This is a genomic window from Stutzerimonas kunmingensis (genome assembly GCF_032106285.1).
GTDB lineage: Bacteria > Pseudomonadota > Gammaproteobacteria > Pseudomonadales > Pseudomonadaceae > Stutzerimonas > Stutzerimonas kunmingensis_B.
Genome location: NZ_DAMCPO010000036.1, coordinates 1 through 26,643 on the forward strand (window position 1 = coordinate 1; position 26,643 = coordinate 26,643).

The following is a 26,643-nucleotide window of genomic DNA, read 5'->3' on the forward strand; positions in this document are numbered from 1 at the left end:
AGTGGGCCAAGTCAGATAGAGCGTCATCAACGACAAACGCTGTATCAGCTGATGGCCGTCTCGTCCGGTGATCTCGTTGGCGTAGCCGAGGGTGGGGAAGTACAGCAGCCCGAGTTCGCGTGCGCGCTGGCCTGCGCTCATCGCCTCTTCGCTGTTGGCGCCGCCGAAGATCATCGCTGCGCCCTGTTTGGCGAAACGGTCGACGTTGGCACGCGCCTTTTCCGCGCGCGCGGCCGAATTCAGGCTGACCAGCTCCAGGCGTCGGCCCAGCAAACCACCACCCTGGTTGATCTGGTCGACGGCAAGCAGGGCGCCACGGCGTAGTTCCAGACCTTCGGACTTGTAGTTGCCGGTGCTCGGGTAGTTGAGACCCAGACGGATCGGTTCGGCCGCATGGGCGCTTTGTAGTGTGAAGACGAGGAAGGCGATGATCAGGGTAGGGTGAAGCATGGCTCTTATCCTTCTGAGCGAGGGGGCATCCGTTTTAGGGGGTAGGGTGGGCCTGACGGAATTGTCTTTTCCGGCCGAATAGGTGCGACTTTCGGTGCCGCCCGGCATTGGCAGCGGGCGGAATCACGCGTCTTTCTTGGCCTGCGGCGGCGTATTGCTACCAAGGGAGGAGGAAAATCGGTACTGCGGGCAATTGTTGGCGAGGCGGTGCAAACCAAGAATCAACCACAGACCGGGAAAATTTCCCGGCATAACAATGAACCCGCAGAGGTAGCCGCAATGAAGCACACCGGTCTTCGCAAGCCCTTCGCCTTGACGGCGCTATGCGCCGCGGTGGCGATGTCCAGCCTGCACGCCTGGGCCGTAACCGACCAGGAAATCCTCAACGATGCCAAATCCACCGATCAGATCGTCACCAACGGTCTGGGTTTGCAGGGCCAGCGCTACAGTACGCTGGACACGTTGAATACCAATAACATCAATCAGTTGCGACCGGTTTGGGGCTTCTCTCTCGGCGGTGAAAAGCAGCGCGGTCAGGAAGCGCAGCCGCTGATCAAGGACGGCGTGATGTACATCACCGGCTCCTACTCGCGTGTATATGCACTGGACGCCCGTACCGGCAAGGAACTGTGGCAGTACGATGCCCGCCTGCCCGACGGCATCATGCCGTGCTGTGACGTGATCAACCGTGGTGTCGCGCTGTATGGCGATCTGGTGATCTTCGGCACCCTGGATGCCAAGCTGGTCGCCCTGAACAAGGACACCGGCAAGGTGGTCTGGAAGAAGACTGTCGCCGACTACAAGGCCGGCTACTCGCTGACCGCCGCGCCGCTGGTGGTGAACGGCAAGCTGATCACCGGCGTCTCCGGTGGTGAGTTCGGCGTGGTCGGCAAGGTCGAGGCCTACGACGCGAAGAATGGTGAGCTGCTGTGGACCCGTCCGACCGTGGAAGGCCACATGGGTTACGTCTGGAAAGACGGCAAGAAGGTCGAGAGCGGCATCTCCGGCGGCGAAGCCGGCAAGACCTGGCCGGGCGACCTGTGGAAGACCGGCGGTGCAGCTCCATGGCTGGGCGGCTACTACGATCCGGACACCGATTCGCTGCTGTTCGGTACCGGTAACCCGGCGCCGTGGAACTCGCACCTGCGCCCTGGCGACAACCTGTACTCGTCCTCGCGTCTGGCGCTGGACCCGAATGACGGCTCGATCAAGTGGCACTTCCAGTCCACCCCGCATGACGGCTGGGACTTCGACGGCGTCAACGAGCTGATCTCCTTCGATTACAAGGACGGCGGCAAGACCATCAAGGCTGCCGGCACCGCAGACCGTAACGGCTTCTTCTACGTGCTCGATCGCACCAACGGCAAGTTCATCCGTGGCTTCCCGTTCGTTGACAAGATCACCTGGGCCAAGGGCCTGGACAAGGCTGGCCGTCCGATCTACGACGAAGCCCACCGCCCGGGCAATCCTGCCGACGCGGACAAGGGCAAGTCGGTGTTCGTCGCACCGTCCTTCCTCGGTGGCAAGAACTGGATGCCAATGGCCTACAGCCAGGACACCGGCCTGTTCTACGTGCCGTCCAACGAGTGGGGCATGGACATCTGGAACGAAGGCGTATCCTACAAGAAGGGTGCCGCCTACCTGGGTGCCGGCTTCACCATCAAGCCGCTCAACGACGACTTCATCGGTGTGCTGCGCGCAATCGATCCGAAGACCGGCAAGGAAGTATGGCGCTACAACAACTACGCTCCGCTGTGGGGCGGCGTGTTGGCCACCAAGGGCAATCTGGTGTTCACCGGCAACCCTGAGGGCTACCTGATGGCCTTCGACGCCAAGACCGGCAAGAAGGTCTACGAGTTCAACACCGGCTCGGGCGTCATCGGTTCTCCGGTCACCTGGGAAATGGATGGCGAGCAGTACGTTTCCGTTCTCTCCGGCTGGGGTGGTGCGGTACCGCTGTGGGGCGGCGAGGTCGCCAAGCGCGTGAAGGACTTCAACCAGGGCGGTATGCTCTGGACCTTCAAGCTGCCGAAGGATCTGGTCGCCAAGCGCTGATCAGCCTGCGTTATGCAAACCCGGCGACCGTCGGGTTTGCGCAAACAGAACCCCGGTCGTCATGGCCGGGGTTTTGTCGTTCTGGCGCCAGGGAAAGGCAGCTCATGCCTGGCGATAGGCGCTGGGGGTAACGCCCACCTCGCGGCGGAAAACTTGGGAGAAGTGGCTCGGGCTCGAATAGCCCACTTCCAGCCCGATATCGATGACGCTGCGCTGCGTTTCAATCAGCAACCGTCGCGCCCGTGCCATGCGCAGGCCGATGAAGTACTGAGACGGCGAAAGCCCGGTGGCTCGTTTGAACATCCGGCTGAAGTGGTACTCGCTCAGCTCGGCGGTTCGTGCCAGCTGAGCAAGACTGAAATCGTCGGCCAACTGCGCATCCATCGCCTCGACGACCCGGCGCAGCTTGTAGGCCGGCAAGGCGTTGCTGCGCCGGACGGCGTCTTGCCGATCCCGATAGTGGCGCACCAGATGCACGGCCAGTGCCTGGGCCAGGCCGCGAACGCAGAGCGGGCTGGGCTGGCGCTGCTCGACCAGCTCGTGGTGCAGCTTCTCCATCAACCAGCGAACCGTGTCGTCGTGGGCGCCGGAGACGTCCCGCAAGGCAACCGCTGTGCTCTGCGGCCCGAGCAGTTCCCGTGCGGCCTGGTCGATGAGCGGCAGGCCGAGATACAGGTGCATCACCTCGAATTGCTCACCTTCCAGCGTCTGCCAGCGCATTTCGTACGGCTCGTGGGTATCGGTCAGGAAGAAGTCGCCGGCGCTGACGGTTGCTGCGCTCCATTGCCCACCCGGCGCACGTTCCTCGACTCGTGCCGCACCGGCCAGTACCAGCACCAGCAGCGGCTCCAACACTGCCGGTACCTGTATCGGCTCGACGATCGTGCGATGGCTGAACAGCTGCACCACCACGTCCTGCATCGGCGGCTGCTGTGCGGTCGCGCGCGCTTCACCAGGCAGGTAATGGCTCATCGACTGGGGGCTGGTCTGCCCCGCATGGGGTCGTGGCGGCGGTTGTGATGACCGCGGCATGACGTGCTCCTGGCAAACATTTGAAAGCGTTCAGCGCGGAAAGTTTAGCGCAGGACCCTGCGCGCCGGCAGATCACTGCTGCGCGCAAAACCGCAACAGCCAGCGCAAGCGTGCGAAAGCCCGGCCTCCGGCGATGGGAGACAGTTAACCCATCGCGCCTCGTGGCGCAGCCCGAAAGAGAGGAGAGCACCATGACTGATTCGAATCACATCGTCGTTCAGGAAGTTGCAGGCAAGGTCGCGCTGGTCACCGGCGCCGCCAGCGGCATCGGCAGGGCGATTGCCTTGTTGTTGCACGATCGGGGTGCCAAGGTCATCGCCGAAGACATCAATCCGGCTGTCGAGGATCTCGCTCGGCCGGGGCTGGTGCCGCTGCTGGCGGACATTACCAAGGATGGCGCAGCCGAACGTGCGGTCGGCCTGGCCATCGAGCATTTCGGCCGGCTGGATGTCCTGGTCAACAACGCCGGCATCATCATCAACAAGCGAGTGGTGGACATGAGCCGCGAGGATTGGGAGCGCATCCAGGCGGTCAATGCCACGGCGGCGTTCCTGCATTGTCGCGAAGCGGTCAAGGCGATGATGCCCAACCGCTCGGGGGCGATCGTCAACATCGCTTCCTACGCGTCCTATTTCGCCTTCCCGACCATCGCCGCCTATACGGCATCCAAAGGCGCGCTGGCGCAGCTGACCCGCACGCTGGCGCTGGAGGCGATCGAGCATGGCATCCGGGTCAACGCCATCGGTGTTGGCGATGTGGTGACCAACATCCTCAACGACGTGGTCGAGGACGGGCCGGGCTTTCTTGCCCAGCATGGCGAAGCCGCACCCATCGGGCGCGCGGCGCAACCGGAGGAGATCGCCGAGATCGTCGCTTTTCTCGCCTCGGAGCGGGCCAGCTTCATGGTGGGCTCGGTGGTCATGGCCGATGGCGGCATGACGGTTACGGCCGGCTGAGCCGCTGCGCAGAAACACGAACCCCGCCAGCAGGCGGGGTTCGGTGCTTACGTAGACGGGCGCGGGATCAGTCTTCCAGCGAGCCCATTGCGGTGGTGTTGAAGCCGCCGTCGACGTAGAGGATCTCACCGCTAATGCCGGAAGCCAGGTCCGAGCAGAGGAAGGCGCCGGCATTGCCGACTTCGTCGATGGTGACGTTGCGACGCATAGGGGTCTGCTTCTCGTTGGCAGCCAGCATCTTGCGGAAGCTGGCGATGCCGGAGGCGGCCAGGGTACGGATCGGACCGGCAGAGATGCAGTTCACGCGAGTGCCTTCCGGGCCGAGGCTGCCGGCCAGGTAGCGAACGCCAGCTTCCAGGCTGGCCTTGGCCATGCCCATGACATTGTAGTTCGGCATGGTGCGCTCGGCACCCAGGTAGGAGAGGGTCAGCAGGCTGCCGTTGCGGCCCTTCATCATCTCGCGACCGGCCTTGGCCAGGGCTACGAAGCTGTAGGCGCTGATGTCGTGGGCGATCTTGAAGCCTTCACGGGTGGTGACTTCAGTGAAGTCGCCGTTGAGCTGGTCGCCCGGAGCGAAGCCGACCGAGTGCACGATGCAGTCCAGGCCGTCCCACTTCTTGCTCAGTTCTTCGAATACGCGCGCGATCTCTTCATCGTTGGCGACGTCGCAGGGGAAGCACAGCTCAGGGCTCGAGCCCCAACCGGAAGCGAATTCCTCGACGCGACCCTTGAGCTTGTCGCCCTGGTAGGTGAAAGCCAGTTCTGCACCTTCGCGATGCATGGCGGCGGCGATGCCGGAGGCAATCGAAAGTTTGCTGGCAACGCCGACGATCAGTACGCGCTTACCGGTGAGAAAACCCATGTGCTTGTCCCTCTTCTGGTTGTTCGGCAGTGCCGGGCGCCATGAAGGCGGATTCCAGCAGCTGCTGTGTATACGGATGTTGTGGTGCCGCAAAAATGTCAGCGGCCGCACCTTGTTCCACTACCTGGCCCTGCTTGACCACCATCATCTGGTGGCTCAGCGCCCTGACCACCGCCAGGTCATGGCTGATGAACAGGTAGGTCAGGTTGTACTTGGCCTGCAACGAGCGCAGAAGCTCTACCACCTGGCGCTGTACCGTGCGATCGAGCGCCGAGGTCGGCTCGTCGAGCAGTATCAGCGCCGGCTTCAACACCAGAGCCCGGGCAATGGCAATGCGCTGCCGTTGTCCGCCGGAAAACTCATGGGGATAGCGATGCCGGGTTTCCGGATCGAGGCCAACCTCCACAAGCGCGTCAATGATTGCCTGCTCCTGCTCCTTGGCATTGCCCATCCGGTGGATGTGCAACCCTTCGCCAATGATCTGCCCGACCGACATACGCGGGCTCAGGCTACCGAAGGGGTCCTGAAAGACCACCTGCATCTGCCGCCGCAACGGCCGTACCTGGCGCTGCGACAGGCTTTGCAGTTGCTGACCCTGGAAGCGGATCTCGCCCCGACTACCCAACAATCGAAGGATAGCCAATCCAAGCGTGGACTTGCCGGAGCCGCTCTCGCCGACGATACCCAGCGTCTGCCCCTTGGGCAGGCTGAAGTTCACTCCGTCCAGCGCCTTGATATGGTCGACGGTGCGACGCAGCAAGCCCTTCTTTATCGGGAACCACACCCGCAGGTCGTCCACTTCCAGCAATGGCGCCGCTTCTTCGACCGCCACCGGACCGCCACTGGGCTCGGCCGCGAGCAGTTCCTGGGTATACGGATGCTGAGGTGCGCGGAACAGATCTTCACACAACGCCTGTTCGACGACGCGACCGCGCTGCATGACACATACGCGATGGGCAATGCGCCGAACCAGGTTGAGGTCGTGGCTGATCAGCAGCAGTGCCATGCCCAGGCGTGCCTGCAACTCCTTTAGCAGTTCGAGGATTTTCAGCTGCACGGTGACGTCGAGGGCCGTGGTCGGCTCGTCGGCGATCAGCAGTTCAGGCTCGTTGGCCAGCGCCATGGCGATGACCACCCGTTGCCGCTGGCCGCCCGACAGCTCGTGCGGGTAGGCGCGGATGCGCTTGCGCGGCTCCGGGATACCGACCAGTTCCAGCAACTCCAGGGTGCGAGCGGTTGCGGCCTTGCCGCGCAGGCCCTTGTGAATCTCCAGCACCTCGTTGATCTGCTTGCCCACGGTGTGCAGCGGGTTGAGCGAGGTCATCGGCTCCTGGAAGACCATGGCGATGCGATTGCCACGGATTTTACGCATGGCCTTTTCGTCGGCCTTGAGCAAGTCCTGCCCGTGGAAGAGGATCTGCCCTTGCGGATGGCGAGCGAGCGGGTAGGGCAGCAGTCGCAGGATGGAATGAGCCGTCACGGACTTGCCCGAGCCGCTTTCCCCGACCAGGGCCAGGGTTTCGCCCTTGCGAATGTCGAATGTCACGCCTTCGACGACACGCTGGACCTGTTCGCCGGTGACGAACTCGACGGCCAGATCGCGGACCTCGACCAGATTCTCGGCTATCGGTTGTTCGGCCATGTTATTTCCTTGGGTCGAAGGCATCGCGCGCCGCCTCCCCGATAAACACCAGCAGGGTCAGCATGACCGCCAGCACCATGAAGGCGCTGATGCCCAGCCAGGGCGCCTGCAGATTGGCCTTGCCCTGGGCGACCAGTTCACCGAGCGACGGCGAGCCGGCCGGCAGACCGAAACCGAGAAAGTCCAGCGCGGTGAGCGTGCCGATGGCGCCGGTGAGGATGAACGGCATGAAGGTCATGGTGGAAACCATGGCGTTCGGCAGGATGTGGCGGAACATGATGGCGCCGTTCTGCATGCCCAGCGCACGAGCGGCGCGCACGTACTCGAGGTTGCGCCCACGGAGGAATTCGGCACGCACGACGTCCACCAGGCTCATCCAGGAGAACAGCAGCATGATGCCCAGCAGCCACCAGAAGTTCGGCTGCACGAAGCTGGCCAGAATGATCAGCAGATAGAGCACCGGCAGCCCGGACCAGATTTCCAGCAGGCGCTGACCAACCAGGTCGACCCAGCCGCCATAGAAGCCCTGCAGGGCGCCGGCGATGACGCCGATCACCGAGCTGATCAGGGTTAGGGTCAGGGCGAACAGCACCGAGATGCGAAAGCCGTAGATCACCCGGGCGAGCACATCGCGGCCCTGGTCATCGGTGCCCAGCCAGTTCTCCAGTGACGGCGGCGCAGGGGCGGGCACCTGCAGTTCGTAGTTGATGCTCGAATAGTTGAAGGGAATGACCGGCCAGACCATCCAGCCGTCCTTCTCGGCAATCAGTTCCTGGATGTACGGGCTCTTGTAGTTCGCCTGCAGCGGAAACTCGCCGCCGAAGGCCGTTTCCGGATAACGCTTGAACACCGGGAAGAACCATTCGCCGTCGTAGCGCACCACGATCGGCTTGTCGTTGGCGATGATCTCCGCGCCAAGGCTGAGTACGAACAGCGCGAGGAAGATCCACAGCGACCACCAGCCACGCTTGTGTGCCTTGAACAGCGCCAGCCGGCGCTGGTTGAGGGGGGACAACTGCATCTCAGGCCTCCCTGCTTTCGAAATCGATGCGCGGGTCGACCAGGGTGTAGGTCAGGTCGCCGATCAGCTTCACCACCAGTCCGAGCAGCGTGAAGAGGAAGAGGGTGCCGAACACCACCGGATAGTCGCGGTTGATTGCCGCCTCGAAGCTGAGCAGGCCGAGCCCGTCAAGGGAGAAGATCACCTCGATCAGCAGCGAGCCGGTGAAGAACATGCCGATGAAGGCAGACGGAAAGCCGGCGATGATGATCAACATGGCATTGCGGAACACGTGGCCGTAGAGCACGCGATTCTTGCTCAGGCCCTTGGCCCGCGCCGTGATCACGTACTGCTTGTTGATCTCGTCGAGAAAGCTGTTCTTGGTCAGCAGCGTCAGCGTCGCGAAGTTGCCGATCACCAGCGCGGTGACGGGCAGGGCCAGGTGCCAGAAGTAGTCGATGATCTTGCCGGCCAGGGTCAGGTCATCGAAGTTGGCCGACGTCAGTCCGCGCAACGGGAACCAATTCCAGTAACTGCCGCCAGCGAAAAGCACGATCAGCAGAATGGCGAACAGGAACGCCGGTATGGCGTAGCCGACGATGATCGCCGAGCTGGTCCAGACGTCGAACTTGCTGCCGTGACGCGTGGCCTTGGCGATGCCCAGCGGGATCGAGGCCAGGTACATGATCAAGGTGCTCCACAGACCCAGCGAGATGGAAACCGGCATCTTCTCGATGATCAGGTCGGTCACCTTGGCGTCACGGAAGAAGCTCTCGCCGAAATCCAGCCGCAGATAGTTGCTGAGCATGATCCAGAAGCGCTCTGCGGGTGGTTTGTCGAAGCCGTACAGGCGCTCGATCTCGGCGATCAGCTCGGGATCCAGACCCTGGCCACCCCGGTAACTGGTGCCGGCGACCGCGACTTCCGAGCCACCGCCAGAGATCCGGCTGGTGGCGCCTTCGAAGCCTTCCAGCTTGGCGATTGCCTGCTCCACCGGGCCGCCAGGTGCGGCCTGGATGATGATGAAATTGATCAGCAGAATGCCGAACAGCGTGGGGATGATCAGCAGCAGTCGGCGAACGATGTAAGCCAGCATGCTTAGCGCTCCGCCTCGACGCTATCAGCCGGGACCGCAGCGCCAGCTTCCTCGGCCTTCTTCGCTTCGACGGGATCGGCGACAGGTGTCTTGACGTCGGGTTTGCGCCACCAGGTCATCAGGCCGATGTCCTGCCGGGGCGTCACCTCTGGATGCGCGAGGTGATTCCAGTACGCCACGCGCCAGGTCTTTATGTGCCAGTTCGGCACTACGTAATGCCCCCAGAGCAGCACACGATCGAGCGCGCGGGTGTAGGTGATCAATTCCTTGCGCGAATCGGCCCCTATCAAACCTTCCACAAGGCTGTCGACTGCCGGGTCCTTGAGACCGATGAAGTTACGGCTGCCCGGGTTGTCGGCGCTTGCCGAGTGCCAGAACTCGCGTTGCTCGTTGCCGGGCGAGTTGGATTGGCCGAAGCCGCTGACGATCATGTCGTAGTCGCGCGAACGCAGGCGGTTGATGTACTGCGAAACATCGACCCGTCGGATCTCCAGTTCGATTCCGAGGTCGGCCAGATTGCGCTTGTAAGGCAGCAGCACCCGTTCGAACTCGGCCTGGACCAGCAGGAACTCGAGCTTCACCGGCTTGCCGGCAGCGTCCAGCATGCGGTCGTTCTCGACCTTCCAGCCTGCTTCGGTGAGCAGCCGGTATGCCTTGCGCTGCTGTTCGCGGATCACACCATTGCCTTCGGTACGTGGCAGCTCGAACGGTTTATCGAACACCTCGTCCGGGATCTTGCCGCGAAGCGGCTCGAGCACTTTCAGCTCGTCGTCATTCGGCAAGCCGGATGACGCCAGCTCGGAGTTGTCGAAGTAGCTGCGGGTGCGGGTGTAGGCACCATTGAAAAGCTGGCGATTGGTCCATTCGAAGTCGAACAGGAGCCCGAGGGCTTCACGGACGCGGCGGTCCTCCAGCTGCGGGCGGCGGATATTGAAGATGAAGCCCTGCATTCCCGCAGGGTTCTCGTTCGCAATTTCGTCACGAACGATCCGACCGTCCCTCACCGCTGGTATGTCATAGGCGGTGGCCCAGCTTTTGGCTGTGCGCTCCTCCCAATAATCAAAGTGCCCGGCCTTGAACGCCTGCAAGGCGACGGTGTTGTCGCGGTAGTAATCGAAATTGATGTGATCGAAGTTGTAGAAACCGCGATTCACCGGGAGGTCCTTGCCCCAGTAGTCCGCTACGCGCTCATAGCGGATCGAGCGGCCGGCCTGGACCTTCTCGACGCGGTATGGGCCACTGCCCAGAGGCGGTTCGAGGCTGCCCGAAGCGAATTCCTTTCCTTCCCACCAATGCTTCGGCAACACCGGCATCTGCCCGAGGATCATCGGCAGTTCGCGATTGCCAGCGTGCTTGAAATCGAAGCGCACCCGCCTCGGGCTTTCCGCTGTCACTTTCTCCACATCGGCGTAGTAGGCGCGGTACTGCGGGGCACCCTGGCTCATCAGGGTTTCGAAGGTGAACACCACATCCTCGGCCTCTACCGGCTCGCCGTCATGGAAGCGTGCCTGCGGGCGCAAGTGGAAGCGCACCCAGCTGTTGTTCGGTCCCTTTTCTATCTTTTCTGCCAGCAGGCCGTAGACGGTGAAGGGTTCGTCCAGGCTGTTGGTGGTGAGGGTGTCGTAGATCAGACCGATATCGTCGGCTGCAACGCCCTTGTTGATGAAGGGGTTGAGCGAGTCGAAGCCGCCGAAACCAGCCTGTCGCAACGTCCCACCCTTGGGAGCGTCTGGGTTGGCATATTCGAAATGCTGGAAATTGGCCGGGTACTTCGGCTTCTCGTCATACAGCGTCAGGGCATGGCGAGGAGCGGCTTCGGCGATAGCAGCGAGGCAGAGCAGCCCCAGCAGCCCGGCGCGGAGCAGCGGATGGCGCGCGCGATCATTCATTTGGTCTTCTCCAGGCTCTTCAGCCACCAGGCGCGCAAACCCAGCGTATAGGGTGGCGTGGTGACGTGGGCGAACCGATTGCGGTACGCCATGCGGTGGTTACTGATGAACCAGTTCGGAATGGTGTAGTGGTTCCACAGCAGCACGCGGTCGATTGCGCGGGCGGCGGCGACTTGCTCGTCGCGGGTCTGCGCGGCGAGCAGCTTGTCAATCAGGTCGTCGACGATCGGATTGGCGATGCCGGCATAGTTGCGACCGCCCTTGACGTCGACCTGACTGGAATGAAAGTACAGATACTGCTCGATCCCGGGGCTGAGGCTCTGCGCCAGCGTCATCAGAATCATGTCGTAGTCGTAGTGATCGAGGCGCTGCTTGTACTGCGCGCTATCGACGGTACGCAGGTTGGCCTGAATGCCGATGCGTGCCAGATTCTCGACGTAGGGCTGAAGGATGCGCTCGAGCCTCGGGTTGACCAGCAGGATCTCGAAGCGCAGCGGCTGTCCGGCGCTGTTCAACAGACCTGCATCCGAGGCTTTCCAGCCCGCCTCGGCGAGCAGCTTCAGCGCATGGCGCAGGGTTTCCCGCGGAATTCCACGCCCTTCGGTCTTCGGTAGCTGGAATGGCTCGGTGAACAGTTCGGGCGGGAGCTGCTTGCGGTACGGCGAGAGCAACAGCCACTCGCCACCTTCGGGCTTGCCTGTCGCCGTGAAGTCGCTGTTGGGGTAGTAGCTTTCGCTGCGGCGGTAGGCGCCGTAGAACAGGGCACGATTGGTCCATTCGAAGTCGAACATCAGGCCGAGCGCTTCGCGCACACGATTGTCGGCGAAGGTCGCGCGGCGCCCGTTCATGAACAGCGCCTGGGTCTGGGTCGGAATCTGGTGGGGGATTTCAGCGCGAATGATGTCGCCGCGCATCACCGCCGGAAACTGGTAGCCATTGGCCCAGTTCTTCGCCTGGTGCTCGATAAAGAAGTCGAACTCGCCGACCTTGAAGGCTTCGAAGGCCACCACGCTATCGCGATAGAACTCGACCGAGACTCGGTTGAAATTGTATTTCCCCTGATTGGCCGGCAGCTTGGCGCCCCACCAGTCCCGCACTCGCTCGAAGACCACCTGCCGGCCTGGCTGCACATGCGTGATGCGGTAGGGGCCGCTGCCCAGTGGGGGTTCGAAGGTGGTCGCGCTGAAGTCTCGATTCTTCCAGTAGTGCTGTGGCAGCACAGGCAACTCGCCCAGACGCATGATCAGCAGCGGATTTTTCGGTTGCTCGAATACGAAGCGAATGCGATGTCGGTTGAGGATGTCGACCCGCTTCACCCCCTGCAGGTTGGAGCGGTACTGGGGGTGCCCATCCTTTATCAGGGTGCGATAGGAGAAGGCGACGTCATAGGCGGTAATCGGCTTGCCGTCATGAAAGCGGGCTTCCTTGCGCAGGTTGAAAACCACCCAGCTGTAGTTATCGCTGTGCTCCACCGACTCGGCAATCAGACCGTAGCTGGAGGCAGGTTCGTCGCCGGACGGGTCGTAGATGCCAGTGCCGACCATCAGTGGCTCGTTCAGCTCGCTGATGCCGTATTGCAGAAAGCCGGGCGCCGAACTCAGGCTGGTGCCCTTGAAAGTGTAGGGGTTCAGGGTGTCGAACGTCCCGGAGGCCATCAGTTTGATTTGGCCACCCTTCGGTGCGCGCGGATTCACCCAATCGAAGTGGGTGAAGTTGGCCGGATACTTAAGAGTGCCGAACTGCGCATAACCATGGCTTTCGCTGATGGTGGCGAAGGCGGGAAAGCTCAAGGCCAGGCAGGTCAGTAACGGTAGCAGGGCTCGCATCAGACGGGGAATCCGATCCTTGGCGCGTAGGGGCTTCTCGGGCCGGTACAGTAACAGCTTGTATGCGCTGGAAAAAGGCCGGGCAACTCGGGCAAACTGCCGGTCATTTCCCGTAATGGCATTGTGCAGAGGTGACCTCTTGGATGTACGTGCCCAGGGTCTTCAGGCATGGATAGACCGCCTGAATCAATCGGAGCTGCCTGCGCTGGCGTCCGTGGTCAAGGATCTGCAGCGCCTTGCCGTGCATGAACATGCTTCGGTGCAGCAACTGGCCGATGTACTGCTTCGTGATGCCTCGCTGACTTCCAAGGTGCTGCGGGTCGGCAACAGCAGCTATTACAACCCCTCCCAGGAGACCATCAAGACGATTTCTCGGGCCATCGTGATGATCGGCTTCGAGAACGTGCGCCTGATCAGTCTGTCGGTCACGCTGATCGACAGCCTGCTCGAGCGCGCCCCGAGGGAGCAGCTGCTGGAACTGCTGGCCCGTTCGTTTCACGCCGCGGTGCAAGCCCGCAACATCGCCGGCTATGTGCTTTCGCGTCACGAGGAAGAAGTATTCATTGCCGCGCTGCTCTACAACGTGGGCGAGCTGGCGTTCTGGGGCTGCGGTGGAGAGCAGGCGGATGAGCTGGCCCTGCAGCTGACGCAGCCGGGAATCAAGCCTGACGATGCGGTGCAGAGCGTGTTGGGCACCAGCTTCCGGCAGCTCAGCCTGGGTCTGGTCAGAAGCTGGAACCTGGGAGAGTTGACCAGTCTTGCGCACACTCAGGTGGCCAGCAGCGATCCGGCCGCTCGCGCGGTAGCGCTGGGCGTGCAGATCAGCGAAGCCGCACTCGGAGGCTGGGAGTGCGAGCGGATGACGTCACTGACCAGGGCCGTGGCCGAGTTCACCGGCGTGGACGAAGCTGATGCGTTGCAGCAGATACTCGCCAGCGCCGATGAAACCGTGCAGGTGGCGACCACATTTGGCGCCAGTCGTCTGGGCCGGCTCATTCCCAGTACCGATCCCGAGCAGATCCGCCTGCAGCAGGCCCAGCGTCAGGCAGCCTTGCTGCAACCGGATCTGTTGCTGATGCAACAGGCGCTGCAGGACCTGGGGCTCATGGCCTCGGGCGGCGGCGATGCCACGTTGATTCTGGATACGCTGCTGAAGGGGCTGCACCGCGGGGTTGGCCTGGAACGTGTGATGGTGGCGGTGCTGGCCGATCGGCAGACGCGTTTCAAGGTGCGTTGCGCCGTCGGTGAAGGGACCGAGACCTGGATTCAGGGCTTCGTGCTTCCCGCTGACCAACCCGAACAGCCGAACGTGTTCAGTTACGCACTGCGTCATCGGCAGTCGCTCTGGATGGGCGTGCCGGCAAGTTATAACTTGGCCGACCTGGTGACCCAGCCGCTGCGACAGTGGTTTGGCAATGGCATGTTCTTCATCGCACCGCTGATGGCGGGGACGCGTGAAATAGGTGTGATTTACGGCGATTGCCGGCTTTCGGGGCGGGCGCTGAAACACGAACAGTTCGTCGCGTTTCAGCGCTTTACCCAGCTGACTGGACGCTGTCTGGAGTCCCTGAGCAAGCGTCCGGCTGGGTGAATGGCGGAGGGCTAGTTGGCGAGGTATAGCGTCAGCAGCTGGCCGGGGCGCAGCACGCTGGTGCCTTTCGGGTTCCAGGTCTTCAGGTTGTTCAGCTGTACGTTGAAGCGCTTAGCGATCTGGTACAGCGAGTCGCCTTTCTGCACTTTGTAATAGGTAGGCGAATTTCCCTTGCTCTGCGCTTTGGCTACTGCTGGGCCCTGCAGGAACAGCGCTTGGCCCACTTTGAGCTGGCTGCCGGAGAGCTTGTTCCAGCGCTGCAAGTCGCGTACCGAGACGCGCTGAGCCTTGGCGATGTCCCAGAGATTGTCGCCAGATTTGACCCGGTAGCTGCGCGGCGTGGCGGCCGGCTGACGCGCTACAGCGTGCAGCAACTCCCGCGAAGCGCCGGCATCACCGCTGGTTGGGAGGCTGAGGACCTGCCCGATCCGCAACGTGTCGCTCTTCAACCGGTTCACGTCGCGGATGATGTTGACGGTCAGATGATGACGGTTGGCGATGACGCCCAGGGTGTCTCCTGCGCGCACCTGATACTGCTGCCAGTCGACCAGGTCCTGCGGCTTCATCAGCGCCAGGTTGGCTGCCAGCATTTCAGCCTTTTCCATTGGCACCAGCAGCTGCTGCGGACCATCCAGGGTAATTCGGCGGGTGAAGGCAGGATTCAGCTGGTAGAGCTCGTCCTCGTCCAGGTCGGCGAGTTTGGCGACCCGCGCCAGATCCATGCGCTGCTTGAGCGCGATGACTTCGAAGTAGGGCTCGTTGGCGATCGGATTGAGATTAATGCCATAGGCCTCGGGGGCCTGGATCAATTGCGACAGGGCCAGCAGCTTCGGCACGTAGTCGCGGGTTTCCTGCGGCAATGGCAGGTTCCAGTAGTCGGTCGGCAGGCCTAGCTTCTGGTTGCGTTCGATGGCCCGGCTCACGGTGCCTTCACCCGAGTTGTAGGCAGCCAGTGCCAGCAGCCAGTCACCGTTGAACAGGCCGTGCAGGTAGCTCAGATAACGCAGGGCTGCATTGGTCGAGGCGGTGATGTCACGGCGGCCGTCGTACCAGCTTGTCTGCCGAAGATTGAAGTGCCGGCCGGTGGCGGGAATGAACTGCCAGAGCCCGACGGCATGGGCGGGCGAATAGGCGAAGGGATCGTAGGAGCTTTCGATGATCGGCAGCAAAGCCAGTTCCAGCGGCATGTCGCGCTCTTCTAGGCGCTCGACAATGTAGTGGATATAGGGGCTGCCGCGCTCGCTGGCGATTTCGATGGATCTTGGGCGACTGGAGAACAGCAGGCGCTGTTGCTCGATGCGGGGGTTGCTGTCCAGATGCTCTTGAAGCTTGTAACCCTCGCGGATTCGCTCCCAGATGTCCTGGTGTTCGGTGATGACGGGGGTGTCGTTCAGCCAGAAGGGCTCTTGTGCCACAGGCGCCGTGGTGCGGCTTGCCTGATCGCGTGCATCATCACGCACGGCGTTGCTCTGACAGCCCGCTAGGGCGACGCAAACGGCTAGAGCCAACGCCCGACCAGAGGCTGCCAAGGCGTCCGGTTCGAGGCGTTTCTTGGGAGCTGGCGGCATTGGCTGGAATCTTCCCCGGAAACAAAATTCGGGGGATTCTAGGAACGCCCCCTGATGGGGTCAAGGCTGCATGCCGCGTTTCGGGAACCTGTCGACCTTGTCAGAAGGTGTCCTTCCAGGCACGCAAAGCCGCGAAAACCGCCACATCGCCGTCTAGCTGGCCGCCGCTGCGCTCGCTTGCCGCATGCTGAACGGCGGCGACACCACAACGCAGAAAAGGGTTGGTCGCGCGCTCGATATCCATTCTGCTTGGCAGGCTGAAGCGGTTCGATTCGCGCAGTTCGGTCACCTCGCGCATGCGTTTTCCAATGGCCGGGTTGTCCGGTTCCACTGCCCGGGCAAAGCGCAGATTGCTCAGCGTGTATTCGTGGGTGCAGTAGACGAGGGTGCTATCCGGTGTATCGGCCAGGCGCTGCAGCGAGCGGAACATCTGCTCGGGCGTGCCTTCGAACAGACGCCCGCAGCCGGCGGCGAACAGCGTATCGCCACAGAGCAGCCAGGGCTGCACGGGGTCGGCATGGAAATAAGCGATATGGCCAAGCGTGTGGCCAGGGACGGCGACGACCTGCAAGTCCGTCCCGAGTACCTCGAGGTGCTGGCCGTCGCTCAGCGCCTCGTCGCGCACGGGAATGTTCTCGGCCGCCGGTCCATGAACGCGCGCGCCGGTCTGTGTCTTGAGCCGTTCGACGCCGCCGACGTGGTCGTGATGGTGGTGGGTAATCAGGATGTCACTGAGCTGCCAGTCCGAGTGGTCGCGCAGCCACTTCAGGACTGGCGTGGCATCACCGGGATCGACGGCAGCGCAGCGTTGAGTGGCCTCGTCCAGAAGCAACCAGATGTAGTTGTCGGTGAAGGCGGGCAGGGCTTCGATCTTCAACATGGGCGGGTCGCCAATTGAGTGACAAAGGCGCATCCTAGCAGTCCCATGGGAAAGTTGAACCCGAGCGAACTCAGCGCCGCGCAGATCGCGCGGCGAACGGAGCCGAGCGATGAACGATCGACCGTCCACCCAAGGCAGCGACCATTGGCTGTCCATGATCAATGCGGCGTCCGCCTGGTTCGAGGGGCCGCTGGGCCAGCAGCTGCTGGTTCAGGAGAAGCAAGTCCTGACCGAAGAGCTGGCGCGTTGTTTCGGCAGCTATCTGGTGCACAACGGTCCGTTCAGCGGCGAGCCGGTGCAACCACAGAACATCAAACGCAGCGTTCGCCTCGGTGCGCCACTGCCTGGTGTGGAGATTCATTGCGAGGAGCAGGCCTGGCCGCTCGGCGAGCATGCTGCTGATGTCGTGGTGCTGCAGCATGCATTGGATTTCAGCCTGTCGCCCCATGGGTTGTTGCGTGAAGCGGCGCGTGGCGTTCGTCCGGGCGGGCATCTGCTGATCGTCGGTATCAACCCCTGGAGTGCCTGGGGCCTGCGTCATCTGGTCTCGCGCGAGGCGTTTCGGCAGGCGCGTTGCATTCGTCCGTCAAGGGTAGGGGACTGGCTGAACCTGCTGGGATTCGCGCTGGAGAAACGTCGCTTCGGATGCTATTGTCCGCCGCTTTCTTCGAGCGACTGGCAGGCGCGGTTGTCTCGTCTGGAGTCCGTCGGGCAGCAGTTGCAGGCGCCAACTGGCGGTTTCTATCTGCTGGTCGCGCGCAAGTTGATGATCGGCCTGCGGCCCTTGCGCCAGGAGCGCCGCGAACGCATGGGCAAGCTATTGCCGATGCCCGTCGCCAAAGTCAGCCGCCGCGAAGCCGAACAACACCGACTCCCTTGACGCCCCGAGCCTGTCGGCAAACAGAGTAAGCAATCCACATGAGCGACGATTGGGTCGAGATCTACACCGACGGTGCCTGCAAGGGCAATCCCGGCCCGGGCGGCTGGGGGGCGCTACTTATTTATAAGGGCGTCAAGCGTGAGCTCTGGGGCGGCGAGCCCGACACCACCAACAACCGCATGGAGCTCATGGCGGCAATCCGCGGGTTGGCGGAGCTGAAGCGCTCGTGCAAGGTTCGTTTGGTGACCGACTCGCAGTACGTCATGCAGGGCATCAACGACTGGATGCCCAACTGGAAGAAGCGCGGGTGGAAAACGGCGAGCAAGCAGCCGGTTAAGAATGCCGACCTTTGGCAGCAGCTCGACGAGCAGGTCAACCGCCATCAGGTGAGCTGGGAGTGGGTTCGCGGTCATACCGGCCATCCCGGTAACGAGCATGCCGACCTGCTTGCGAATCGCGGCGTAGTACAGGCCAAACGACAACCGATTGTGTAAGTGAGCTAAACGATATGCGCAGCGTAGTGCTGTTCCACCCAGTGCGCATCACTGTAAACGTGCGCTGAGCCCCCTCTTTTGATCTCTACTCCTCTAAAAATGCGGGTTTAAGGCTGGTGTTTTGGTGGATCAGTTTCTTTCGTTAAGAGCTGGCAGGGGAAAATGTAAACCGTGCGCCTCTAATTGGGCCCATCGTTTACATTTTGGATTTGGGGGGCGACCCCCAGTGTTTCAGATACTCATCGCCATTAGGTCATGATGCATAGGCAAGGTAAAAGCCTCAATGCTTTTTGCGCCTGAGGCTCACCTGGGCCTAGGTTTGAGGTCTTACAGGGACGGTCTCAGGCTGGGGTTTTCAGTTTTCTACCTGTGTCGATCTGACTGCGGCGGTTTTAGATCCTGCCTTGGGTTTTAATTCAACGTGCACCAAGGTTGCTTTGATGGACATCTAACTCAGCTTGGATCTGCGAAAGTAACGCCTGCGCATCAAGCGAGGGGTCCTTTCTCAGGTAGGCGAGAAGAAGGAGTGTTGCGGGATGAAGGGTCAAAATTCCTGCGATTTGCTCCACCTTATCTAGTGATGCTTTCCACTTCCCTCGCTCAAGCGCACTGATATAGCTCTGGCTTGGGCCAAGGCCCTCCTGTGGCAGCCCGCGCGATTGCCGAATGTCTTTCATTACCAATCCAAGTGCTTTGTTCAGTTCCACTTTGCACTCTCGCAAAGGGAACGATGAAGCCTTCTTGGTGATAATTCGGCTATGCTATATATAGCTTAATTTCGAGTATCCACAGATGTTTACTACCTATAGGCATGCTGAAATCCCGTTCGAGCCTCTATTTGGGGACCACTATCAAATGTGGCAATACGTGGAGCACAGGCAGCATCGTCCATGGTTCTACGTGACGGTTCGCGAAGCCAGCGATGGTGTGTCCTGGGACACGATGCTCTTGATCCCGAACGAGGATGCTTTTGAGTCACTTCTTGGGGAGCAGTCTCCAGATCTGCAGATTGCGTCGGTCGCATTGGTTGTACCTGCGCGCTTGAACGGGACGGACAGCTGGAGCATGGAGCCGCTAACCGAGCTGGTGAAAGTTCACGATCAAGCAAAGCAGGTGTTTGGCTATGAGTTCAAAACCGGCACGGGGAGGTGTTACGTGGAGAGTCGCCACGAAGGGGCGGTAGGGGGAACTAAGGCGAGAATATATTGTTCGGCAGCGCCTAGCGCGGTCGCTGAATCTTGAAGCAGCCCATGCTTAGGCATGACACAGGGTCCCGTCATGATTCTGACTGATCTCTTGAACTGCACGATTCGGATTGTTCTCGGCGCCGGAGAGTTGTTAGCAGCGGAATGTGAGCTTGCATCGGGTCCACGTGGATATGGGGACAAGGCGGAGGTCGACGTAGAGATTGAAGCCCTGCTGAGAGAAGAGCTTCTGGCTGCTCTGGACTGCGATTTTTGGGGGGAGGAAACGGGCTCAACATTGACTGGTGCTGAGTATTGTTGGGTAGTTGATCCTAACGACGGCACCCGGGATTTCCTTCGGGGCTTCAGAGGGACAGCGCTCTCTGTCGGCCTATTGAGGGGGGCAGAGCCTGTCCTCGGCGTGGTTCATGCGCCGGTCACGAACGGGAGAGGACCAGACTGTATCGCTTGGTGCGAGGGGCTGGCCGGCATCAGTAGAAATGGACAGATTTTGAAAAGCTCGATTAGTACACTCCAGCTAGGAGCGGACAGCAACGTGCTGGTAAGTACGGGAGCTTTGGCGAGGCCAGAGGTCAACGCAGCGCTTTGCGCTCCTTCTGTGTGCTTACCGATGCCTAGTATTGCCTACCGACTGGCTACGGTCGCCGTTGGAGATGGTGTTGCGGCAGTCTCAGTTGTTCCTGTATCTGCTCATGATGTGGTGGCTGGACACGCAATTCTGCGGGGAGCTGGCGGCGTCCTGATCAATCAATCTGGCGAACCTATTACCTATGACTCTGTTGCGAAGCTCTCAAAGGTTTCGAGTCGATGTTTCGGTGGAGCGCCGCAGGCATGCACTGTCCTAGTAGATAGAGATTGGAGTCAGGTTTTCGCTTAGACGGTGAGATTAGGCATCGCGGGCGCGTAGCTGATAACAGCTTCTAGCGAGTTGTAGCTATCGGCCAATAAGTGCCGCACAAATCCCGGCGGGTGCAGATTTCCGGGCGGTTTGCGCCAGATCAGTTGGAGACGCTTTTCAAGCCCCGGGATGGGAAGAGCTACCAGCGCGCCACTGCGAACTTCGTCTTGTACTGCGGAAGCCATCACCAACGACACGCCGAGTCCCGCCCTGACTGCTTGTTTGACTGCCTCGGTGCTGCCTAGCTGCATACCGCTGCGAGGCACGCCCAGCTCGCCAAAGTATTCGGTCAGAAGCCGTCCGGTACCGCTACCCGGTTCACCTCCCAGCATCGGCAGGTCCACCAGACGATCGCGTTCTATGCACCCTGCTTCAGCCAGCGGATGGTCGGGGCTGACGATAAGTACCAGCGGCTCGACCCGCCAGAGGCGGTGTTCGAAGTCGGGGTGAGGTAGCCACCATTCCATGATCGCGGCGTCGAGCTGGCCCGCCAGTAGCTGGTCGGCCACATCCGGGTTGGCGGCGATGCGCAGATCCACCTCGCCCCTCTCATTTGCGGTCGTCAGATAGCTGCGCACGAATGGCTGGAGAAGGTAGGTGCCGATGTTGGAGCTGGCCCCGACGCGCTCACTATTTCCATGCAGGGCTTCTAGCGCCCGGGCGTGCATGTCGAGCAAGGCGGTCGCATGCGGCATGAAGGCCAGCGCACGTGTGGTAGGCTGGCAGCCTCTACGACTGCGCTGCACCAGCGTTACGCCGACCTGCTCTTCAAGCTTCTGCAAGTGCTGCGACACCGTCGGCTGGGCCAGCCCCAACGCCCTCGCCGCGCTCTGAAAACTGCCTGTTTGAACGATCGCTACCAGGCTCTTCAGCCAGACCGGATTCAACATGCGGCAGGCTCGGCCTGGGGCAGACGGTTCGCAGCGTTGATTGGGCGCGCACCTGCCAACGCCTGGATGATGCTCTGCGCTGCACAACGTTCAATCTCCAGGCGCACCGCGCGCACTGCCGACCCTATGTGCGGAGTGAAGAGCGTATTCGGATGCGCGAGCAGCGCAGGATCGATCAGCCGCGGCCGGTCCGCGCGAGCCCAGTCTTCCATTTCGAATACATCCGCCGCATACCCGCCGAGCTGGCCTCGCTCAAGCGCCGCGAGCACGGCGGCTTCATCCACTACCGAACCACGACAGGGGTTTACAAGCAGAGCGCCCGGCCGTACGAGGGCAAGCAGCTCGGCGTTGACCAGATGCTCAGTATCGGCATTCAAGGGAAGCGCCAGCAGGATGAAGTCCGAGCTGGCGAAGAGTTCGCTGCACGCCACCTGGCGCAGGCCGAGCCGTTGCTCGGTTTGTGTATCCAGAGCCTTCGCCTCGTGGTACTGCAGGGTCGCGCCCCATCCCTGCAAGCGCTCAGCCATGGCCTGTCCGATGGCGCCCATGCCAAGGATGCCGACCGTCGCGTTATCCAGCCCCGTGCCGTAGAACTGTGGTTGCCAGCCCTGGAACTCGCCAGAGCGGACGAACGCATCTGCTGCGCGCAGATGCCGCCCCAGCCCCACCGCCAGTCCGATCGCCAGCTCGGCAGTCGGGACCGTCAACAGATCAGGCACGAAGGTCAACCAGACCCCGCGGGCAGTACAGGCGTCCACATCGAAATTGTCGAAGCCCTTGAGCGCGCAGCCGACCACACGCAGCTCGGGGCAGGCTTGGAGAAATTCTGCATCGACCCGATCGGGCATGAACGCCATCATCGCCTGAGCATCGCGGCAGCGGCGCAGAATTTCCTCGCGCGTCAGCGTGCTGTCGCTCTGGTTGGTCATCAGCTCGCAATGTGGCGCCAGCAGTTGCAGGATCTCATCGTGTACTCGGTGAGTTATAACGAGTTTCGGCAGCATGGTTTGTCCTATTTGAAACGTTTGCGCAGCACGCCACTGAAGGCGTCTACTAGCGTGACCATGGCCAGGATGACCAGCAGGATTGCTGCAACCTCCTGGTACTGCATGATGCGCAGCGAGCCCATGAGTTCGAAGCCGATACCGCCGGCGCCAACCATGCCCATCACGGTGGAGGCGCGAAAGTTGTATTCCCAGCGGTAGATCGCCACGTCGGCGAACTGCGGAGTCACCTGTGGCAAAACCGCGTGCAGCAGCACTTGCATCGGCGTAGCCCCCGCCGCCCGAGCGGCTTCCACCGGCGCTTCGTCGACGTGCTCGATGGCCTCGGCGAAGAACTTGCCGACCATGCCGATCGAATGCAGACCCAGGGCAAGCACGCCCGGCAAGGCGCCGAACCCTACGGCTGCAACGAAGATGATGCCCATGATCAGCTCCGGCACCGACCGCAGGGCATTGAGCAGCACCCGGGCAACACCGAACACAAGGGGGTGCGGCGCCGTATTGCGCGCTGCAACGAAGGCCACCACCAGCGAGAACACCACTGCGATGGCCGTGCCGGCGATGCTCATCGCCAGCGTGTCGATCAACGGGCGAATCCAGCTTCGATAGCCCGAAAAGTCTGGCGGCATGGCCTCGCCTGCCAGGGTCGCGATGGAGGGCAGCCCGTTCAGCAGCGTGGTGGCATCGAGCAGCCCCACGTACCAGCAGGCCAACAGCACCACTCCGAGTACAATTGCCACCTGCCCCAGCTGGCGCCACCAACCGAGGCCGAAGCCTCGAAGGATGTGCTCGCGTTGCTCTGCAGGCAGCGCCTGCACGTCATGATGAGTAGACATATCGGTGCTCACATCGTGGCGAAGTCGAGGCCGAGCAGCGATCCCATGTTGCGAATCACATCGTAGTCGGCGTCGGTGATTGGCGCGAAGGCCTCGGCTTTGAAGTTGCGCAGCACTTCGGGATCGTCGATACCGACGAATACATCCCGCACCTTGGTTTTCAGCTCGGGGCTCAGGTTCGAGCGCATCGCCCAGGGGTATTGGGGATATTCGCCGCTGTAACCAAGTACTTTCACCTTGCTCGGATCGATTAGGCCACGTTCGGCTACTTGATTGAAAATTACCTCCGACAGCCCACCCGCATCGGCGTTTCCGTTCGCCACGTTGACGGCAACGGCGTCATGCGTGCCCACAAAATGTTGTTCGTAGTCCTGCCCACCCGTCAGCTCGGCCGTCTCAAGAAGCACGGTTTTGGGAATCAGATGGCTGGACGTCGATGCCCGGTCACCATAGGCCATCTTCTTGCCCTTAAGGTCGGCATACTCATTCACGCCTGACGCCACATTGGCGATAATCACTGAGCGATAGGTCGGCTTGCCGTCGATGACCATGGCAGCGAAGGGCTCGATGTCGCTTTTGCTTTTGGCCATGACGTAGGACAGCGGACCGAAATACGCCAGGTCGATACGGCCAAAGCGCATCGCCTCAATCATCGAGGAATAGTCGGTGGTTACGATCAGCTGCACCTTCTTGTCCAGATGCTCTTCCAGATAATCCTTCAGCGGCTGGTTTCGCTTGATCAACTCCGAGGCGTTTTCGTCCGGCAGCAGCGCAACCTTTAGCACATCCGGATCGGCATCGGCCGCTACGGCGGACAGACTTGAAACAGCGGACAGCAAACAGGTCAATAAGAGAGCGGATAAGCGTTTCATCGGGACATCTCCAGTGAAGGTGCGAGCATGACAGGGGTTTCAGCCGGAGCAGTTGCTGGCTGAGTCGTAGAGCGGCCTGCATAGATGCGCTCAAGCTGCGCATCGGTGAGTTCCGAGGGCGCGGCATCGAAAACGATCTGAGAATCGGCCAGCCCGACGACGCGATCGGCGAAGCGGCGGGCATATTCGAGTTGATGCAGCGAAACGATGGCGGTGATGCCGTCTTCCTTGCAGATGTCGCGCAGCAGTCCGAGAACACGGACCGAAGTGGCCGGGTCGAGACTGGCTACCGGCTCATCGGCAAGAATGATCGCGGGCTGTTGCGCTAGCGCACGCGCGATGCCTACCCGCTGCTGCTGGCCACCGGACAGTTTGTCCACCCGGCTTAGCGCCTTGTCTGCCAGACCGACCCGAGCGAGGCAACTGAGCGCAATCTCCTGATCGGCACGCGGCAGAGGAAACAGCGAGCGGAGCGTGTTGTGAAAGGCCAGCCGACCGGTAAGCACATTAGCCAGTGCACTTTGACGTTCGATTAGCTGGTGGTGCTGAAAGATCATGGCGGTACGCCGACGATGCTGACGCAAGGCCGAGCCGCTGCCGAGCTCACCGAGCTCGCTGGTGACACTGCCGCGAGTGGGCGTGACGAGTCGATTGAGGCTACGGAGCAAGGTCGACTTGCCTGCGCCCGAGAGACCAAGCAGCACGGTGAACTCACCACGCCGAAATGCAATCGAGGTATCGCGTAGGGCTGTCACGCCGCCTGGGTAGACGACGCTCAACCGGTCGACCCGCAGCACGGCGTCCTGTATCGGATGGGGCGTCATTTGATCACCTTTCGCAATATTGCTGGCCGCACAATTGCGGTTCGCGATGCAAAGGGTAGAAATTCCTTGTTAACGCACTGCTTCTAAATGATGACATTTCGATGAATGCTTCGAATCTGCCGTAGCGGGGCGGCAAGCGAAGCCGTGGAAGAACGGGCGCAACGTAGCGTCTTTCTTCACGCGGGATACAGGAGGCTTTGATTGATACTGCTGCGGATTCGCTACAGTAACGTTGGGCCAGAACGTAATGCCATCCAAGCAAGAGAGCGCACACTAGCGGCCAGAAGCGGACCGTAACGTCTGCCAGCAGCATTCAAGCAGTTACCATTGTCGCCGATAACTAGGGATAGGAGCATTATCAGCAAATGCGGGGGCATAATTGCCAGTGCAAATGTTCAGTATTGGGCAAGATTTGTGATATTGCTGCGAACTAGGAGACATCGTCAGGAGGACATGTGGTTCGTCATTTTTTGCGCGGCAACTTTTATCGTGTTCGGCGCATCTTCTGTTCTGAAGAGGTGCCTGCCCAAAAATTGTGGAAGCTGGCCCCGCTTACCCCTACGTACCTAGCGAAAGAGCATAGCGGCTATGCCTCTGCTATCGAAGCTGCCCTCGCGGACGATCAAATCCGCAACATCGCGTTGTCCGGCAACTACGGAGTCGGTAAGAGCAGCATCTTGCGGGAAGTCGCGCGGCGGCAGGACCATCGTACTCTGGAACTTTCTCTCTCGACGCTTGCGCCTATCGAGGCCTCCCAGCTTGACGAGTCGGTGCCCATCCAGGCCACGACCCCGACTAACCGTGTCCAGCAGGAGATCGTTAAGCAGCTGCTCTACCGAGAATATCCGAGCAGAACTCCTGGCTCTCGGTTCCGGCGTATTGAGCGCTTTCGATGGTGGCGGGCGACTGGAACTTCGGTATTGCTGGGGCTTGTCGTCGCTGTCATTTTCCTGCTGACTGGATGGACGGGACAGATTACTTATGTGTTTGCGCCATATGTAGATATCGGCGTTTGGGCTCACCCCGCCATTTGGAGTGCTGCGGCGCTAATGGCCTTGCTGGTGAGCTGGTTATTCTATGGGAAGCTGCATATCAAGCAGTTCTCAGCCGGGTCGGCAACCGTCACCCTCGACGAAAGCTCCGTTTCGTACTTTGACCAATACCTCGACGAGATCGTGTACTTCTTTGAGGTCTCAGACCGAGATGTCGTCATCTTCGAGGACATCGATCGGTTCAATGACTCTCACATCTTCGAAACGCTTCGGGCGCTGAACACTTTGCTCAACGCCTCGCCCCAGATCAAAAAGCCAATCCGCTTCATCTATGCCATCAAAGATAGCATCTTCGACCGCATCGGCCTGGAGGCAGAAGGCCGCAAGTCTGATAGAGAAGTGCTAGCGACGGACGATCCGGCACAGGCCGAGGCTGTGCGCGCCAACCGCACGAAATTCTTCGATCTGGTTATTCCGGTGGTTCCCTTTATCACGCACCGGAGCGCTCGAAACTTAGCGATACAGCTGCTTGATCAGGTTGAGCACGACGTAGCTACGGAGCTGCTCGACTTAGCAGCGCAGTATGTGCCGGATATGCGGCTGCTCAAGAACGTGTGCAACGAGTTCATCGTCTTTCGCGACCGGATTTTCTCCGGAGACGGCGAGCAGCTTAACCTGAATGAGACCGACCTGTTTGCGATGATGCTCTACAAGAGCACGCACCTCGCAGACTTTGAGATGATCCGGCTCGGCAAGAGCAAGTTGGACATGCTCTACAAGCTCAGCCGTGATTTGGTGAGTGAGAACATCAAGCGAATCGAGGGCGAACGTCGTGTGCTTCACCAGCGAATTGCGCGACTCAACGGGGCGAGCGCCTGCTAGCGCATGTGCAGCGGACAGC

General features: G+C 61.1%; 23 protein-coding genes. 7 read left to right on the forward strand and 16 right to left on the reverse strand.

Annotated elements, in window-relative coordinates; translation table 11 throughout:
* Nucleotides 1-450 (reverse strand): ABC transporter substrate-binding protein (locus tag RT582_RS20165; protein WP_313479598.1); only part of this gene is annotated, 450 nt, incomplete at its 3' end.
* Between the two features lie 279 nt (nt 451-729).
* On the opposite strand from RT582_RS20165, the gene RT582_RS20170 reads away from it, so the two are divergent.
* Entirely contained in the window at nt 730-2,505 is a 1,776-nt protein-coding gene (locus RT582_RS20170) for a PQQ-dependent methanol/ethanol family dehydrogenase (protein ID WP_104097746.1), read from the forward strand.
* Between the two features lie 102 nt (nt 2,506-2,607).
* Here RT582_RS20170 and RT582_RS20175 read toward each other — a convergent pair whose 3' ends face one another.
* Nucleotides 2,608-3,477 carry a helix-turn-helix domain-containing protein gene (locus tag RT582_RS20175; protein ID WP_090520435.1) on the reverse strand — a complete coding sequence of 290 codons (870 nt, stop codon included), beginning with the start codon at nt 3,475-3,477 and terminating at the stop codon, nt 2,608-2,610.
* Nucleotides 3,478-3,728: 251 nt separating this feature from the next.
* Here RT582_RS20175 and RT582_RS20180 point away from each other — a divergent pair, with 251 nt between their 5' ends.
* On the forward strand, nt 3,729-4,493 hold the full coding sequence (locus tag RT582_RS20180) for an SDR family NAD(P)-dependent oxidoreductase (protein WP_104097745.1): 765 nt from the start codon (nt 3,729-3,731) through the stop codon (nt 4,491-4,493).
* A 67-nt stretch (nt 4,494-4,560) separates the two neighbouring features.
* Here RT582_RS20180 and fabI read toward each other — a convergent pair whose 3' ends face one another.
* From fabI to RT582_RS20210, 6 genes are read right to left on the reverse strand one after another with little or no spacing between them, the layout of a single operon-like run.
* Nucleotides 4,561-5,355, reverse strand: a complete 795-nt coding sequence (fabI, locus tag RT582_RS20185; RefSeq protein ID WP_003282073.1) for an enoyl-ACP reductase FabI — start codon at nt 5,353-5,355, stop codon at nt 4,561-4,563.
* Nucleotides 5,336-6,997, reverse strand: coding sequence for an ABC transporter ATP-binding protein (locus RT582_RS20190; protein WP_104097744.1), 1,662 nt, complete (start codon nt 6,995-6,997; stop codon nt 5,336-5,338). The genes fabI and RT582_RS20190 overlap by 20 nt, the downstream gene beginning before the upstream one ends.
* Nucleotide 6,998: 1 nt before the next feature.
* Nucleotides 6,999-8,018, reverse strand: a complete 1,020-nt coding sequence (locus RT582_RS20195; protein ID WP_003298887.1) for an ABC transporter permease — start codon at nt 8,016-8,018, stop codon at nt 6,999-7,001.
* Between the two features lies 1 nt (nt 8,019).
* A complete protein-coding gene (locus tag RT582_RS20200; protein WP_014820115.1) occupies nt 8,020-9,093 on the reverse strand; it encodes a microcin C ABC transporter permease YejB in 1,074 nt (357 codons plus the stop codon).
* 2 nt (nt 9,094-9,095) lie between these two features.
* On the reverse strand, nt 9,096-10,982 hold the full coding sequence (locus RT582_RS20205) for an extracellular solute-binding protein (RefSeq protein ID WP_042928195.1): 1,887 nt from the start codon (nt 10,980-10,982) through the stop codon (nt 9,096-9,098).
* Entirely contained in the window at nt 10,979-12,808 is a 1,830-nt protein-coding gene (locus RT582_RS20210; protein WP_228208846.1) for an extracellular solute-binding protein, read from the reverse strand. Before RT582_RS20210 ends, RT582_RS20205 begins: the two co-directional genes overlap by 4 nt.
* Before the next feature lie 139 nt (nt 12,809-12,947).
* Here RT582_RS20210 and RT582_RS20215 point away from each other — a divergent pair, with 139 nt between their 5' ends.
* The gene (locus RT582_RS20215; RefSeq protein ID WP_313479604.1) at nt 12,948-14,399 is read left to right on the forward strand and encodes an HDOD domain-containing protein; all 1,452 of its coding nucleotides are present in this window, start codon (nt 12,948-12,950) and stop codon (nt 14,397-14,399) included.
* A gap of 11 nt (nt 14,400-14,410) precedes the next feature.
* On the opposite strand, the gene RT582_RS20220 is transcribed toward RT582_RS20215, so the two are convergent.
* A complete protein-coding gene (locus RT582_RS20220; RefSeq protein WP_313479608.1) occupies nt 14,411-15,967 on the reverse strand; it encodes a lytic transglycosylase domain-containing protein in 1,557 nt (518 codons plus the stop codon).
* Between the two features lie 100 nt (nt 15,968-16,067).
* Nucleotides 16,068-16,847, reverse strand: coding sequence for a hydroxyacylglutathione hydrolase (gloB, locus tag RT582_RS20225; RefSeq protein ID WP_313479611.1), 780 nt, complete (start codon nt 16,845-16,847; stop codon nt 16,068-16,070).
* Nucleotides 16,848-16,956: 109 nt separating this feature from the next.
* Between gloB and RT582_RS20230 the strand changes: the two genes are divergently transcribed.
* Both RT582_RS20230 and rnhA read left to right on the forward strand, forming a co-directional pair.
* Nucleotides 16,957-17,727 (forward strand): class I SAM-dependent methyltransferase, encoded by a 771-nt coding sequence (locus RT582_RS20230; RefSeq protein WP_278390229.1) that lies wholly within the window; start codon nt 16,957-16,959, stop codon nt 17,725-17,727.
* 38 nt (nt 17,728-17,765) lie between these two features.
* Nucleotides 17,766-18,221: a ribonuclease HI gene (gene rnhA / locus RT582_RS20235; RefSeq protein WP_014820122.1), complete on the forward strand. Its 456-nt coding sequence runs from the start codon at nt 17,766-17,768 to the stop codon at nt 18,219-18,221.
* A gap of 416 nt (nt 18,222-18,637) precedes the next feature.
* Here the strand turns inward: rnhA and RT582_RS20240 are convergent, their stop codons facing one another.
* The gene (locus RT582_RS20240; protein ID WP_036998697.1) at nt 18,638-18,928 is read right to left on the reverse strand and encodes a helix-turn-helix domain-containing protein; all 291 of its coding nucleotides are present in this window, start codon (nt 18,926-18,928) and stop codon (nt 18,638-18,640) included.
* 571 nt (nt 18,929-19,499) lie between these two features.
* Here RT582_RS20240 and RT582_RS20245 point away from each other — a divergent pair.
* Entirely contained in the window at nt 19,500-20,303 is an 804-nt protein-coding gene (locus tag RT582_RS20245; RefSeq protein ID WP_082041293.1) for an inositol monophosphatase family protein, read from the forward strand.
* Here the strand turns inward: RT582_RS20245 and RT582_RS20250 are convergent.
* The 5 genes from RT582_RS20250 to phnC are packed head-to-tail and all read right to left on the reverse strand — an operon-like array spanning nt 20,300 to nt 24,750.
* Nucleotides 20,300-21,214 carry a LysR family transcriptional regulator gene (locus RT582_RS20250; protein WP_003298906.1) on the reverse strand — a complete coding sequence of 305 codons (915 nt, stop codon included), beginning with the start codon at nt 21,212-21,214 and terminating at the stop codon, nt 20,300-20,302. The two genes, RT582_RS20245 and RT582_RS20250, sit on opposite strands and share 4 nt — an antisense overlap.
* The gene (ptxD, locus tag RT582_RS20255) at nt 21,208-22,218 is read right to left on the reverse strand and encodes a phosphonate dehydrogenase PtxD (protein ID WP_003152798.1); all 1,011 of its coding nucleotides are present in this window, start codon (nt 22,216-22,218) and stop codon (nt 21,208-21,210) included. Before ptxD ends, RT582_RS20250 begins: the two co-directional genes overlap by 7 nt.
* Before the next feature lie 8 nt (nt 22,219-22,226).
* A complete protein-coding gene (phnE, locus tag RT582_RS20260; RefSeq protein ID WP_003298907.1) occupies nt 22,227-23,054 on the reverse strand; it encodes a phosphonate ABC transporter, permease protein PhnE in 828 nt (275 codons plus the stop codon).
* A gap of 8 nt (nt 23,055-23,062) precedes the next feature.
* Nucleotides 23,063-23,926 (reverse strand): phosphate/phosphite/phosphonate ABC transporter substrate-binding protein, encoded by an 864-nt coding sequence (phnD, locus tag RT582_RS20265; RefSeq protein WP_003117866.1) that lies wholly within the window; start codon nt 23,924-23,926, stop codon nt 23,063-23,065.
* Nucleotides 23,923-24,750 (reverse strand): phosphonate ABC transporter ATP-binding protein, encoded by an 828-nt coding sequence (gene phnC / locus RT582_RS20270; RefSeq protein ID WP_003117867.1) that lies wholly within the window; start codon nt 24,748-24,750, stop codon nt 23,923-23,925. The genes phnD and phnC overlap by 4 nt, the downstream gene beginning before the upstream one ends.
* 455 nt (nt 24,751-25,205) lie before the next feature.
* Between phnC and RT582_RS20275 the strand changes: the two genes are divergently transcribed.
* Nucleotides 25,206-26,624, forward strand: coding sequence for a YobI family P-loop NTPase (locus tag RT582_RS20275; protein ID WP_313479614.1), 1,419 nt, complete (start codon nt 25,206-25,208; stop codon nt 26,622-26,624).
* Nucleotides 26,625-26,643 lie beyond the last annotated feature (19 nt).